The sequence below is a fragment of the Mycolicibacterium parafortuitum genome, from assembly GCF_002086815.1.
Taxonomy (GTDB): domain Bacteria; phylum Actinomycetota; class Actinomycetes; order Mycobacteriales; family Mycobacteriaceae; genus Mycobacterium; species Mycobacterium parafortuitum.
Map to the genome: position 1 here is coordinate 48,608 of NZ_MVID01000027.1, position 13,717 is coordinate 62,324.

Here is a 13,717-nt window from a genome sequence, read left to right on the forward strand (position 1 = left end):
TGCGCCGCGACGGCCCCGTTGTTGAGGGCATAAAGACCTCTATCCAGCGGTGCGCAACCACACCGCGGTGTCCGGCGGCAGCACCGTGTCCACGCCCGGCCACGACGCCAGCGCCACCGAGGTGCCGGCCGGGAGGTCCACCGACTCGGTGCCGGTGTTGACCCAGCACTGCGCCCCACCGCGTTCGAACGCCGCCACGCCCGCGCCCGCGTCGAGCCACTTGACCTCACCGGCGTCGCGCCACAGCGCGGGACGCAGCTTCAGGGCGGCGCGGTACAGGTTCAGCGTCGAGTCGGGATCGCGGTCCTGCGCCTCGACGCTGTGCTGCGCCCAGTGTCCCGGTTGCGGCAGCCACGTCACCGCGGCCGGATCGGCCGCGAACCCGTAGGTCCTGTCGTCGTCGTTCCACGGCAGCGGGATACGACAGCCGTCGCGCCCGACATCGGTGAATCCGGACTGCGCCCAGGTCGGGTCCTGACGCACCTCGGCGGGGAGATCCTCGATCTCCTCAAGGGCCAGTTCCTCACCCTGGTACACGTATGCGGTGCCCGGCAGCGCCAATTGGATCAGCGCGGCCGCGCGGGCACGGCGGCGGCCCAGCGCGTGATCCGGCTCCTCGCCGGCCCAGCGGGCGCGCTCCCAGTCGGTCTCGATCAGATGCTCGGGCTGGCTGCGGGAGAACCGCGTCACCGTCCGGGTCACGTCGTGGTTGGACAGCACCCATGTCGGCGGTGCCCCGACCGACGCGGCGGAGCCGATCGCGTCGTCGATGACCGAGCGCAGCGCGTCGGCCCGCCATGGCGAGCGCAGGAAGTCGAACTGGAACGCGGTGTGCAGTTCGTCGGGCCGCAGATACCGGGCCAGCCGCTCGTTGCTGGGCACCCACGCCTCGGCGATGAAGATCCGCTCCGGGCTGTACCGGTCTGCGACCCGGCGCCAGCCCCGGTAGATCTCGTGCACGCCGTCCTGATCCCACGCCGGGTGTGCGCCCTCGACCTGCAGCATGGTCTGCGCGGTGTCGGCCTGCGCCCCATCCGGCAGGCCCGGCGCCTTGATCAACCCGTGGGCCACGTCGATGCGGAACCCGTCGACACCCCTGTCGAACCAGAACGCCAGGATGTCCTCGAACTCGTCCCGCACCTCGCCGTTGTCCCAGTTCAGGTCCGGCTGACCGGGGGCGAACAGGTGCAGGTACCACTGGCCTTTCAGCGGTCCCGTCGCGACCCGCGTCCATGCGGGGCCGCCGAACACGCTCTGCCAGTCGTTGGGCGGCAGATCGCCGTGTGCGCCCCGGCCCGGACGGAAGTGATAGCGCTCGGCGGCCGCCGGGTCACCCTCGAGCGCCGCGCGGAACCACGCGTGGCGGTCGGAGGTGTGGTTGGGCACGATGTCGAGGATCACCCGGATGCCGAGCCCGTGCGCCTCGGCGATCAGCGCCTGCGCCTCGTCGAGGGTGCCGTAGGCCGGTTCGATGTCGCGGTAGTCGGCGACGTCGTAGCCGGCGTCGGCCATCGGGGACGGATACCACGGGTTGATCCAGATCGCGTCGACGCCGAGCGCGGCGAGATACGGCAGCCGGACCGCCAGACCCTTGATGTCGCCGATCCCGTCACCGTCGCCGTCGGCGAAGCTGCGGATGTAGACCTGGTAGACGACGGCGGTCTGCCACCACGACGACTCGGGTGCCACGGGAACTCCTCGGCGGGATGCGTAAACGTTTACGGCACCAGACTCGGCCTTGTAGGCCGAAGTGTCAATCGTCGATCGCGTCACGTAAATAATTACGTTACTGTCGTCGTCTGATGATCCCGAAGCAGACGGTCAACATGACCGACGTCGCGGCGCGCTGCGGTGTGTCGATCGCCTCGGTGTCGCGCGCACTGCGCGGCGAACCGGGCGTATCCCCGGCGACCAGGGACCGCATCCTGTCCGCGGCGCGCGAGCTGTCCTACGTGATCTCCCCGGAGGCGTCGCGGCTGTCCGGCGGACCCACCGGCCGCGTCGGCGTGGTGGTCCCCCGGGTGGACGCGTGGTTCTACTCGACGATCGTGGCCGGGATCGCCGACGAATTCGACACCGTCGGCATCGATCTGGTGTTGTGCACGCTGCCGGACCCGGCCGCGCGGCACCGGTTCTTCGAGGCATTGCCGTTGCGCCGCAAGGTCGACGCGGTCATCGTGGTGTCCCTGCCGCTGTCGAGCCGGGAGCGCACCCGCATCGATCAGCTCGGGGTGCCCGCGGTGTTCGTCGGTGGCCACCGGGACGTCGGCGCGCGGGTGTGGATCGGTATCGACGACGAACTCGCGGCCAGACAGGCCGTCGGGCACCTGCTGCGGATCGGCCACCGCGACATCGCGATGATCCAGGCCGGCCCGGCGGACCCCGACGACACCGACACCCCGTGGGCGACCGACCAGGCCCGCATCGACGGGTTCCACGGGCAGATGCGCGAGGCCGGGCTCGCCGACCCCACCGTGGTCACGGTGAAGTGGAGCATCGACGGCGGCTCCCGGGGCATGGAGGAGTTGCTGAGCCGCACCGAGCCGCCGACCGCGGTGTTCTGCCACTCCGACGAGATCGCCCTCGGTGCGCTGCGGACCTTGCGTCGTGCGGGAGTCGCTGTCCCACACCAGATCTCGGTGATCGGGGTAGACGATCACCCGTCCGCGGACGTCAACGATCTGACCACCGTCGCGCAACCCGTTCGCGATCAGGGCCGCATCGCCGCACAGGCGGTGCTGACCCAACTCGGCGGGGCGGCTACCGTTTCGGCGTCCGCGCAGCGGGTAAACGCTGCGACCACCCTGCCCACCCGACTGGTCATCCGAGGATCCACTGCCCCGCCGCGCTGAGACCGCTCCCCCACCGAGCTTGTGAGGTGTGACACACTCTCACGGTACCGAATGTGCTGCCCGTGGCCCTCATCGGAGACCACAACTTCATAGACGAGGACGTGATGAAACGAAATCTGTTCGCCCGCGGGCGACGACGTCGCGCAATCGCGCTGGCCAGTGCGCCCCTTGTGGCGGCGTCGTTGTTGTCCGCCTGTGGCAGTCAGGGTGGTCCCCCGACGCTGACCTGGTACATCCTTCCCGACAACGGTGGCTCGGTCGCCCGCGCCCAGGAGTGCGCCGACGCGTCCGGCGGGGCCTATCAGGTCCGCATCGAGTCGCTGCCGAGCACCGCGACCGCGCAGCGCGAGCAGATGGTTCGCCGCCTCGCCGCCGGCGATTCGTCGATCGACCTGGTCAGCATGGACGTGGTGTTCACCGCCGAGTTCGCCAACGCCGGCTTCCTCCGCCCCTACACCGACGAGGAGGCCGCGCGATTGACCGCCGGGATGCTGCCCGCCCCGATCGAGACCGGGATCTGGGAGGACACGCTCTACGGCACGCCCTACAAGACCAACGCCCAGCTGCTCTGGTACCGCAAGTCGGCCGCCGCGGCTGCCGGCGTCGACCCGACCTCGCCGACGTTCACGTGGGACGAGATGCTCAAAGCCGCTGTGGGGCAGAAGAAGAAGATCGCCGTGCAGGCGCAGCGCTACGAGGGCTACACGGTGTTGATCAACGCACTGGTGCTCTCCGGCGGCGGCGCGCTGCTGGAGGACGTGGAGGCCGGCCGCAACGCCAAGCCCTCGTTGAACACCCCGCCCGGGCTGAAGGCCGCCGAGATCGTCGGCAACCTCGGCCGGTCCCCGGCCGCGCCGACCGATCTGTCCAACGCGTCAGAGGAACAGGCGCGCGCCAACTTCCAATCCGAGCAGGGCATGTTCATGGTCAACTGGCCCTACGTGCTGGCCGCCGCCCGCAGCGCCGCCGAGGAGGGCACGCTGCCGCAGGAGGTCGTCGACGACATCGGCTGGGCCCGCTATCCGCGGGTCTCGGCGGACCGTCCGAGCGCGCCGCCGCTGGGCGGGGCCAACCTCGGCATCGGCGCCTACACCAAGTACCCCGAGCAGGCGGTCGCGTTGGTCGAGTGCATCAACGCCGAGCCGAAGGCGACCCAGTACATGCTCGACGAGAGCGAACCCTCGCCGTACGCCGCGTCCTACGACAACCCGGAGATCCGGGCCACCTACGACAACGCCGACCTGATCCGCGAATCCATCGGTGACGGCGGCCCGCGCCCGCCGACCCCGTTCTACACCGACATCTCGGGGGCCATCCAGCAGACCTGGCACCCGCCCGCTTCGGTGACCTCCGAGACTCCGGAAAGGACAGACCAATTCATGGCTGACGTGCTGGCGGGGAGGCGGCTGCTGTGACCGCCCTGGCTGATGCCCCCATCCAGAAGGACCCCGGTAAACCCGCGGTCAGTGAACGCGCGAAGGGCGAGCGCAAGCTCGGCATCTACCTGACGCTGCCCTCGTATGTGGTGATGCTGCTCGTCACCGCGTACCCGCTGGGCTACGCACTGGTGTTGTCGCTGTACAACTTCCGGCTCACCGACCCCGAGGGCCGCAGCTTCGTCGGGCTGAGCAACTACCTGGTGATCCTCACCGATCCGATCTGGTGGAACGACTTCGTCACCACGCTCGCGATCACCGTCGTCACCGTGGCCATCGAGTTGGTCCTCGGGTTCTGGTTCGCGTTCGTGATGCTGCGCATCGTGCGCGGCCGCGGGCCGCTGCGCACGGCGATCCTGATCCCGTACGGCATCGTCACCGTGGTCTCGGCGTTCATCTGGCGCTATGCCTTCGCCATCGACTCCGGGTTCGTCAACCAGTGGCTGAACCTGACCGACTTCGACTGGTTCGGCGACCGCTGGTCGGCGATCTTCGTGATCTGCCTGTCCGAGATCTGGAAGACCACACCGTTCATCTCGCTGCTGCTGCTCGCCGGCCTGGTGCAGGTCCCCGAGGACATGCAGGAGGCCGCCAAGGTCGACGGTGCCACGGCGTGGCAGCGGCTGTGGAAGATCACGCTGCCGAACATGAAGGCCGCGATCATGGTCGCGCTGCTGTTCCGCACGCTGGACGCATGGCGCATCTTCGACAACCCGTACGTGATGACCGCGGGCGCCAACAACACCGAGACGATCTCGTTCTTGGCCTACCGCCAGAACGTCACTCTGGTGAACCTCGGTATGGGATCGGCGGTCTCGGTGCTGCTGTTCCTGTCCGTCGTCGCGATCGCGTGGATATTCATCAAGGTCTTCAAAACCGACCTCTCGCAAGTCAGGGGTGACCAGTGACCAAGAACACCAAGTGGTGGACGATCGCCGGCATCGTCATCGTCATCTACAGCTTCGTGCCGATGCTGTGGATGATCAGCCTGGCGTTCAAACCGCCGTCGGACATCGTGTCGGGAAATCCGACGTTCCTGCCCAGCAAGTTCACCCTCGACAACTTCAGCGTGATCTTCAGCAACCCGCTGTTCACCCGGGCGCTGATCAACTCGATCGGCATCGCGATCATCGCCACCGTGATCTCGGTGATCATCGCGATGTTCGCCGCCTACGCCATTGCCCGCCTTGAGTTCCCGGGCAAGAAGGTGTTGCTGTCGCTGGCGCTGGGCATCGCGATGTTCCCGCAGGCCGCTCTGGTGGGCCCGCTGTTCGACATGTGGCGCGGCCTCGGGATCTACGACACGTGGCTCGGCCTGATCATCCCGTACCTGACGTTCGCGCTGCCGCTGTCGATCTGGACGATGTCGGCGTTCTTCCGTCAGATCCCGTGGGAGATGGAGCACGCCGCGCAGGTCGACGGCGCCACCCAGTGGCAGGCGTTCCGGAAGGTGATCGTGCCGCTGGCGGCGCCGGGGGTGTTCACCACCGCGATCCTGACGTTCTTCTTCTGCTGGAACGACTTCCTGTTCGCGATCTCGTTGACGTCCACCGACAACGCCCGCACGGTACCGGCGGCGCTGGCGTTCTTCCAGGGCGCGTCGTATTTCGAATCCCCCGTCCCGTACATCATGGCCGCGTCGGTGATCGTGACGATCCCCGTCGTGATCCTGGTCCTCATCTTCCAGCGGCGCATCGTCGCCGGCCTCACCTCCGGAGCAGTGAAGGGATAACCCCATGGCAGCAATCACGATGCGCAATATCGTCAAGAAGTACGGGGACGGCTATCCGGCCGTCAACGACGTCAGCCTGGAGATCGCCGACGGCGAGTTCGTGATCCTGGTCGGTCCGTCCGGGTGCGGCAAGTCCACGCTGTTGCGGATGATCGTCGGCCTGGAGGACATCACCTCCGGCGACATGCTGATCGGCGACAAGCGGGTCAACGACATGGCGCCCCGCGACCGCAACCTGGCGATGGTGTTCCAGAACTACGCGCTGTACCCGCACCTGACGGTGTTCGAGAACATCGCGTTCCCGCTCCGGCTGGCGGGCAAGCTCTCCGACGAGGAGATCCGCGCGCGGGTCACCGAGGCGGCGAAGACGCTCGAACTCGAGGAACATCTGGACCGTAAGCCGGCCAACCTGTCCGGCGGCCAGCGCCAGCGCGTCGCGATGGGCCGGGCGATCGTGCGTGAGGCCGACGCGTTCCTGTTCGACGAGCCGCTGTCCAATCTCGACGCCAAGCTGCGCGGTCAGATGCGCACCGAGATCCTGCGCCTGCAGCGCAAACTCGGGGTCACGACCGTCTACGTCACCCACGACCAGACCGAGGCGATGACCCTCGGCGACCGGGTCGCAGTGCTGAAAAAGGGTGTGCTGCAACAGGTTGCGAGTCCACGCGAACTCTACGACCAGCCGGTCAACCTGTTCGTGGCCGGCTTCATCGGTTCCCCGCCGATGAACTTCGTGCCGGCGCGGATCAAGGGCAACGAGATCGAATTGCCGTTCACGACCGTCCCACTGCGCGACGAGTGGCGGGGCACCGTGGAGGACGGGAAGGTATACATCGCCGGGATCCGGCCGGGTGCGTTCGAGGATGCCGAGTTCGTCGACAGCGACAAGGCTTCGCGCGGAGTCACCTTCGAGGTGGAGATCGACGTGACCGAATGGCTGGGCAACGAGCAGTACGCATTCGTGCCGTTCGAGGCGACCCCGGAGATCTCGGGTCAACTGGCCGAGCTGGCAAGCGAACTCGACAGCGAGCAGCTGCGCACGCAGATCTGCGTGGAGCTCGACCCGCTGAGCCGGGTGCGGTCCGGCGACAAGGCGACGCTGTGGCTGGACTCGGAGCGGTTGCACCTGTTCGACCCGCAGTCCGGTGACAACCTGACCAAGGTCACTCAGTCGCAGGGGCGCCACGCGGCGACCGCCGGCTGAGCCGACGGCGGCTTCCACCGATGGCCGCTCCCGAATTACGGCTGCGGGCCCCGTACCCCGGCCTCGTCGCGCTGCCGTGGGACCGGCCACTGGAGCAGTGGTCGGCCCCCGGCGTCGCACTGCGTGATCTGGCGGTCGGACCCAGCCGTCACCTGGTGCGGTTCGTCGAATCCGACGGCGCGCTGTGGGCGCTCAAGGAACTCCCGCCGCGCATCGCCGCCCGGGAGTATCGGGTGCTCAGCCGTCTCGAGGAGATGTCCCTCAATGCCGTGCTGCCCGCGGGACTGGTGTTCCAGCCCGAGTTCGACACCGCGATCCTGCTGACCCGCTACCTCGCCGGGTCGTGGCAGTACCGCCGGCTGTTCATGCGGCTGTCCCCCGATGTGCCCAAGCACCGGGCCCGGCTGTACGACGCGATGGCCACCATGCTCGTCGAACTACACCGGCACGGGGTGTTCTGGGGCGACTGTTCGCTGGCCAACACGCTGTTCGTCCGCGACGGGCAGGTGCTGCAGGCGTTCCTGGTCGACGCCGAGACCAGCGAGGTGCATCCCACCCTGTCCGACGGGCAGCGCACCCACGACATCGACATCACCGTCGAGAACGTCGCCGCGGGACTGCTCGACATCGCGGCCCGGCTGGACAGACCGGATCTGCAGCCGGGTTTCATCCAGGAGGCGCTGGAGATCCGCACCACCTACAACCAACTGTGGGACCTGCTGCACTCGAAACCGACGTTCGGGTTCTCCGACCGCTACCGCGTCGAGGGCACCATCCGCAGGCTCAACGATCTCGGCTTCGCCGTCGACGAGGTGTCGATGGAGCCGGTCGCCGCGGGCGCCGACGAACTGCGCCTGCACGTCGCGGTCGGCGATCGCCGTTTCCACGCCACCGAACTGCGCCGGCTGACCGGCCTCGACGTCGGCGAGGGGCAGGCCCGCATCCTGCTCGGCGACCTGCACGCGTATCAGGCGCAGCTGTGCCGGGAATCGGGGCAGGACGTCGACGAGCGCACGGCCGCCCAGCTGTGGGTGATGGAGGTGGCGACGCCGATGATGCACCGCGCGCACACCGCTGTCGGCCGGACCGGCACCCCGATCCAGGCCTACTGCGACCTGCTCGAGGTGCGCTGGCTGCTGTCCGAACGAGCCGGGCGCGACGTGGGCACCGAGCATGCGCTGCAGGCGTTGGCACGCAAGAGCGTTCCGTCCGAATCGGCCGCGCAACTGGTGGTCGTCGAGGAACCGACCCAGCCGTTCTCGGTGCTGGACGACCTCGATGACGATTAGGGTCATCGGCCGGCGACGCGGGGTGCGATCATCGCAACCATGAACGTCCGCGCCAAGAACAGCGTCCGCGAGGTCGGGCGTCCGGACGGACGTCCCGTGATGCTGGCCCACGGCTTCGGATGCGACCAGAACCTGTGGCGGCTGGTCGTGCCATTGCTCACCGACAGATTCCGGGTCGTGCTGTTCGACCACGTCGGATCGGGGTCCTCCGACGCCGACGCGTGGGATGCCGAGCGGTACGCCGACCTGCAGCAGTACGCGGACGACATCGTCGAGGAGCTGGGATTGGCCGACGTCGTGTTCGTCGGCCACTCGGTGGCCGCGATGATGGGTGTGCTGGCTGCGGCCGCGAAGCCGGAACGCTTCGCCGGGCTGGTGCTGCTGACCCCGTCGCCGCGCTACCTCGACGACGACGGCTATCGGGGCGGTTTCTCCCGGCCGGACATCGACGAGCTGCTGGAGTCCATCGAGAGCAATTACCTCGGCTGGTCGCGTGTCATGGCGCCGGTGATCATGGGCACCCCGGAGCGTCCGGAACTGGAAACCGAACTAGGAGATGCGTTCTGCCGCACCGACCCGGCCCGGGCGCTGGCGTTCGCGCGCACCACGTTCCTGTCCGACAACCGGGCGGATCTGGCGCGCGTCGGTGTGCCGACGGTGGTGGTCGAGTGTGCCCGGGACACGCTGGCCCCGCGAGGGGTCGGCGCCTTCTGCCATGAACAGATCCCGGGAAGCACCCTGGTGACGCTGGACGCGAGCGGACACTGCCCGCACCTGAGCGCGCCGCAGGCGACGGCGGCCGCCATCACGGACTTCGCCTCGACGCTGTGACGCACAGCGCGAACCCGCCCGACCCGGTCGACGACTTCTTCGACGACGCGCCGTGCGGCCTGTTGCTGACCACACCCGACGGCGACATCGTCTGCTGCAACCGGACTTTCGGGGCGTGGGTCGGACACCGCCCGGGTGATCTCACCGGCCGCGCGTTCTCGGACCTGCTCAGCGCGGGCAGCCGGATCAACTACGAGACGCATTTCGTCTCGGTGCTGCACATGACCGGGTCGCTCGACGGTGTCACCGCGGATCTGCTGACCGCAGACGGGACGCGGCTGCCGGTGTTCGTCACCGCGAACGTCAAGCGCGATGCGGCCGGTGCGGTCACCGCGTTGCGGATCGCGGTCCAGGATGCGCGCGAACGTCGTTCGTATGAACGCGAACTGCTCGAAGCGCGGCGCAGCGCGGAGCTTCAGCGCGAGCGCGCGCAGGTGCTGGCCGCCACCCTGCAGCGGTCATTGATCCCGCCGACCCTGTCCCCGCCCTCCGGGCTGACCGCGGCCGCGCACTACCACACCGCCTCACCCGACGACGTCGGCGGCGATTTCTACGATCTGTTCCCGATGGCCGAGGACCGGTGGGGCATGTTCCTCGGCGACGTGTCGGGCAAGGGGGCGGGCGCGGCCGCAGTCACGTCGCTGACCCGGTACACCCTGCGCGCCGCGGCGGTCAACGACCGCGACCCGGTCGCGGTGCTGCACACCCTCGACGCGGTGCTCAGTCACGAGTTCCACAGCGACGACCCCCGGTTCTGCACGGTGATCTTCGGTGTCATCACCGTGGTGGCCAACGGTTTCGAGGTTCAGATCGCCACCGGCGGGCATCCGCCCGCACTGCTGCTGCCGGCCGACGGTCCCGCGCGCTACCTGTCGACCGAGGGCGGGCAGGCGGTAGGTCTGATCAGGAATCCGCGGTTCGTGTCGACCTCGGTGCTGCTGCGCCCCGGGGACACGCTGGTGATGTACACCGACGGCCTCACCGAGGCCAGGACGGGGCGCACCCGGCGCTTCGACGACGATGACGCGCTGCTGGACTTCGCCCGCACGCACACGCCCACCGACGCCGGCGCGTTCGTGCACGCGATCCGCGGTCTGCTGGACAGCTTCGGCGCCGGGCTGGAGGACGACGCCGCGGTGATCGCGCTGAGCGTCCCGCGCTGAGATCCGCTGCTGCGGATGCTTCGGGCGCAGTGTTCCGCAGACATGGTTTGATTGACCCGAATGCTCCGCAAATGCGGACAAGACGGGAGGCGATCTGTGCCGGCGATCAAGGTCAGAGACGCCGCGGCGCTGCTCGGTGTCAGCGACGACACCGTGCGGCGCTGGATCGACAGCGGGAGCCTGGCCTCCTTCAAGGACGAGTCGGGACGCAAGGTCATCGACGGCCGAGTCCTCGCCGACTTCGCCCGCGACCACGCCTCACCGCCACCGGATCCCCTCGGCGGCGGAAGTTCGGCGCGCAACAGGCTCGTCGGGCTGGTCACCAAGGTCACCGCCGACACCGTGATGAGCGAGGTGCAGATGCAGTGCGGTCCGTTCACCGTCGTGTCGCTGATGAGCACCGAATCCGTGCGCCAACTCGGGCTCGAACCCGGGGTGGTCGCGGTCGCGGTGGTCAAGGCGACGACGGTGATCGTCGAGACCCCGGGGGCCGGCGCGTGAGACTGCGCCCGCTCGGCGCCACTGCGCTGGCAGCCCTGCTCGTGGCGGGCTGCGCGACCTCGGAGCCGACAGCATCGGAGCCGACGGGATCGCAGCACCGCACCCTGACGGTGTTCGCCGCCGCATCACTGAAGACGGTGTTCACCGAACTCGGGGCCCGATACGAGAACGACCACCCCACAACCACGGTCGCGTTCAACTTCGCCGGCTCCTCCGACCTCGCCGCCCAGATCGGCCAGGGCGCCCCGGCCGATGTGTTCGCCTCGGCGGACACCGCCAACATGGGCAAGGTGGTCGATGCCGGCCTGGTATCCGGCGTTCCCGTCGACTTCGCCGCGAACACCCTGACCATCGTGACGCAGCCCGGGAACCCCGGCAACGTCGCATCGTTCGCCGACCTCGCCCGGCCAGGGGCGCTGGTGGTGGTCTGCGCGCCGCAGGTGCCGTGCGGGGCGGCGACCGAAAAGGTCGAAGAGCTCGCCGGGGTCGAACTCGCCCCGGTGAGTGAGGAATCCGCGGTCACCGATGTGCTCGGCAAGGTCACCTCCGGTCAGGCCGACGCCGGGGTGGTCTATGTGACCGACGCCGCGGCCGCCGGGGACCGCGTCACGACGGTGGCGTTCCCCGAAGCCGCGGGCGCGGTGAACACCTATCCGATCGCCGCGCTGGCCGGTGCGGCCGACCCGGAGGCGGCACAGGCGTTCGTCGACCTGGTGACCGGCCCGGCGGGCCGGCAGGCGCTGGCCGCGGCGGGTTTCGCGGCCCCGTGAGGATTGCGTGGCACGGCGGCCCCACCCGGGTCGGAATGCCCACCTGGATCTACCTCCCCGCGGCGGTCGGCGCGATGTTCGTCGTCGTGCCGCTGGTGGCGATCCTGCTGCGGATCGACTGGGCCCGGTTCATCCCGCTGATCACGTCGGAGTCGTCGCGAGCGGCGCTGCTACTCAGCGTGAGGACCGCGACGATCAGCACCCTGGTGTGCGTGGCGCTCGGTGTCCCGATGGCGCTGGTGCTGGCACGGAGCCGGTTCCCGGGCCAGAAGGTGTTGCGGGCCCTGGTGCTGCTGCCGCTGGTGCTGCCGCCGGTCGTCGGGGGCATCGCGCTGCTCTACACGTTCGGCAGGCAGGGCCTGCTCGGGCGGGAGCTCGACGTGCTGGGGCTGCGGATCGCGTTCTCGACCACCGCCGTCGTGCTCGCGCAGTCCTTCGTATCGCTGCCGTTCCTGGTGGTCAGCCTCGAAGGCGCGCTGCGCTCGGCCGGTGCCGGCTACGAGCACATCGCGGCGACCCTCGGCGCCGGCCCGACGACCGTGCTCAGGACGGTGACCCTGCCGCTGGTCCTGCCGGGCCTGATCTCGGGCGCGGTGCTGGCGTTCGCGCGGTCCCTCGGCGAGTTCGGCGCGACGCTGACGTTCGCCGGATCGTTGCAGGGGGTCACCAGGACGCTTCCGCTGGAGATCTATCTGCAACGCGAGACCGACGCCGACGCCGCGGTCGCGCTGTCGCTGCTGTTGATCGTCGTGGCCGCGCTGATCGTGGTCGCGTCGGCGAGCAGGCGGCTGGCGGGGCCCCTATGAGGAGGGCCCTGTGAGCGCGGCGCGGGTGCGGGCCCGCCTGCAGCAGCGCGGCGTCGAGTTCGACCTGCACGTCGACGACGGTGAGGTGGTCGCCGTGCTCGGGCCCAACGGCGCGGGCAAGTCCACCCTGCTGCAGCTGGTCGCGGGTCTGTTGCGCCCCGACGACGGGCGCGTCGAGGTGGCCGGACGGGTGGTCACCGACACCGCGACCGGCGTGTTCACCCCGCCGCATGCCCGCGGGGTCGCGATGCTCGGCCAGCAGGCGATGCTGTTCCCCCACATGTCGGTATCCGCCAATGTCGGCTACGCCCCGCGCTGCCGCGGGCAGTCCCGCAGGCATGCGCGGGCCACCGCGCAACGCTGGCTGGCCGCGGTCGGCGCGGCCGACCTGGCCGACCGCAGGCCCGCCCAGCTGTCGGGCGGGCAGGCGCAGCGGGTCGCGGTCGCCCGCGCCCTGGCCGCCGAACCGCGGCTGCTCCTGCTGGACGAACCGATGGCGGCACTCGACGTCGCCGCCGCGCCCGGGCTGCGCCGGCTGCTGTGCGATGTGCTGCGCGAACGGGCGGCGGTCATCGTGACCCACGACCTGCTCGACGCGCTGGCCATCGCGGACCGGGTGGTGGTCGTCGAGGACGGCCGGATCGTCGAGAACGGCCCGGCGCGGGCGGTGCTGACCGCGCCGCGCAGCGGTTTCGCCGCGCGCATCGCGGGCGTCAACCTGATCCCGGGCACCGTGGTCGGGCCCGGGGTGCTGCGGACGAGCTGGAACACCCACATCCACGGGACCGGTGACGTCGAGGCCGGGGCGCCCGCGGTCGCGCTGTTCGCACCGAACGCGGTCGCAGTGCACCTGGACGCACCGCACGCGAGCCCCCGGAACGTGATCGCTGTGCAGATCGCCGAGATCGAGATGCACGGCGCACTGGTGCGGGTGCGCAGCGTCGACCTGCCCGACGGCGGCGCCGGGCCGGCGGCCGACATCACCGCCGCCGCGGCCGCCGACCTCGAACTCGCGCCCGGTCAGACGGTCCATTTCGTCGTCAAGGCCCAGGAGGTGGGGTTGCATCCCGCCGTGCCGGGGGGTGGGTGAAGCGCTCCCGGCGGGTATCCCGGCTGCCGGACCGTCGAACCAC

General features: G+C 69.5%; 13 protein-coding genes. 12 read left to right on the plus strand and 1 reads right to left on the minus strand.

Annotated features, from left to right (window positions below; genetic code table 11):
• Positions 1-39: 39 nt before the first annotated feature.
• Positions 40-1,689, minus strand: coding sequence for a glycoside hydrolase family 13 protein (locus BST38_RS23450; protein ID WP_083145890.1), 1,650 nt, complete (start codon positions 1,687-1,689; stop codon positions 40-42).
• Positions 1,690-1,802: 113 nt separating this feature from the next.
• Here BST38_RS23450 and BST38_RS23455 point away from each other — a divergent pair, with 113 nt between their 5' ends.
• From BST38_RS23455 to BST38_RS23510, 12 genes are all read left to right on the plus strand, one after another.
• Entirely contained in the window at positions 1,803-2,852 is a 1,050-nt protein-coding gene (locus BST38_RS23455; protein WP_083145891.1) for a LacI family DNA-binding transcriptional regulator, read from the plus strand.
• 62 nt (positions 2,853-2,914) lie between these two features.
• Positions 2,915-4,267: an extracellular solute-binding protein gene (locus BST38_RS23460; protein ID WP_237160896.1), complete on the plus strand. Its 1,353-nt coding sequence runs from the start codon at positions 2,915-2,917 to the stop codon at positions 4,265-4,267.
• The gene (locus BST38_RS23465) at positions 4,264-5,196 is read left to right on the plus strand and encodes a carbohydrate ABC transporter permease (protein ID WP_083145892.1); all 933 of its coding nucleotides are present in this window, start codon (positions 4,264-4,266) and stop codon (positions 5,194-5,196) included. Before BST38_RS23460 ends, BST38_RS23465 begins: the two co-directional genes overlap by 4 nt.
• The gene (locus tag BST38_RS23470) at positions 5,193-6,020 is read left to right on the plus strand and encodes a carbohydrate ABC transporter permease (protein ID WP_083145893.1); all 828 of its coding nucleotides are present in this window, start codon (positions 5,193-5,195) and stop codon (positions 6,018-6,020) included. The genes BST38_RS23465 and BST38_RS23470 overlap by 4 nt, the downstream gene beginning before the upstream one ends.
• 4 nt (positions 6,021-6,024) lie before the next feature.
• Complete coding sequence (locus BST38_RS23475; RefSeq protein ID WP_083145894.1) at positions 6,025-7,224, plus strand: ABC transporter ATP-binding protein; 1,200 nt, start codon at positions 6,025-6,027, stop codon at positions 7,222-7,224.
• 20 nt (positions 7,225-7,244) lie between these two features.
• Positions 7,245-8,513: a DUF4032 domain-containing protein gene (locus BST38_RS23480; protein WP_083145895.1), complete on the plus strand. Its 1,269-nt coding sequence runs from the start codon at positions 7,245-7,247 to the stop codon at positions 8,511-8,513.
• A gap of 39 nt (positions 8,514-8,552) precedes the next feature.
• Positions 8,553-9,344: an alpha/beta fold hydrolase gene (locus BST38_RS23485; protein WP_083145896.1), complete on the plus strand. Its 792-nt coding sequence runs from the start codon at positions 8,553-8,555 to the stop codon at positions 9,342-9,344.
• Positions 9,341-10,507, plus strand: coding sequence for a PP2C family protein-serine/threonine phosphatase (locus tag BST38_RS23490; RefSeq protein WP_110781896.1), 1,167 nt, complete (start codon positions 9,341-9,343; stop codon positions 10,505-10,507). The genes BST38_RS23485 and BST38_RS23490 overlap by 4 nt, the downstream gene beginning before the upstream one ends.
• A 60-nt stretch (positions 10,508-10,567) precedes the next feature.
• Positions 10,568-11,008, plus strand: coding sequence for a TOBE domain-containing protein (locus tag BST38_RS23495; protein WP_083145898.1), 441 nt, complete (start codon positions 10,568-10,570; stop codon positions 11,006-11,008).
• Positions 11,005-11,778, plus strand: coding sequence for a molybdate ABC transporter substrate-binding protein (gene modA, locus BST38_RS23500; RefSeq protein ID WP_083145899.1), 774 nt, complete (start codon positions 11,005-11,007; stop codon positions 11,776-11,778). The genes BST38_RS23495 and modA overlap by 4 nt, the downstream gene beginning before the upstream one ends.
• A gap of 35 nt (positions 11,779-11,813) precedes the next feature.
• On the plus strand, positions 11,814-12,584 hold the full coding sequence (locus BST38_RS23505; protein WP_083145900.1) for an ABC transporter permease: 771 nt from the start codon (positions 11,814-11,816) through the stop codon (positions 12,582-12,584).
• A 10-nt stretch (positions 12,585-12,594) separates the two neighbouring features.
• Positions 12,595-13,674, plus strand: coding sequence for a sulfate/molybdate ABC transporter ATP-binding protein (locus BST38_RS23510; RefSeq protein ID WP_083145901.1), 1,080 nt, complete (start codon positions 12,595-12,597; stop codon positions 13,672-13,674).
• The last annotated feature ends 43 nt before the right edge of the window (positions 13,675-13,717 follow it).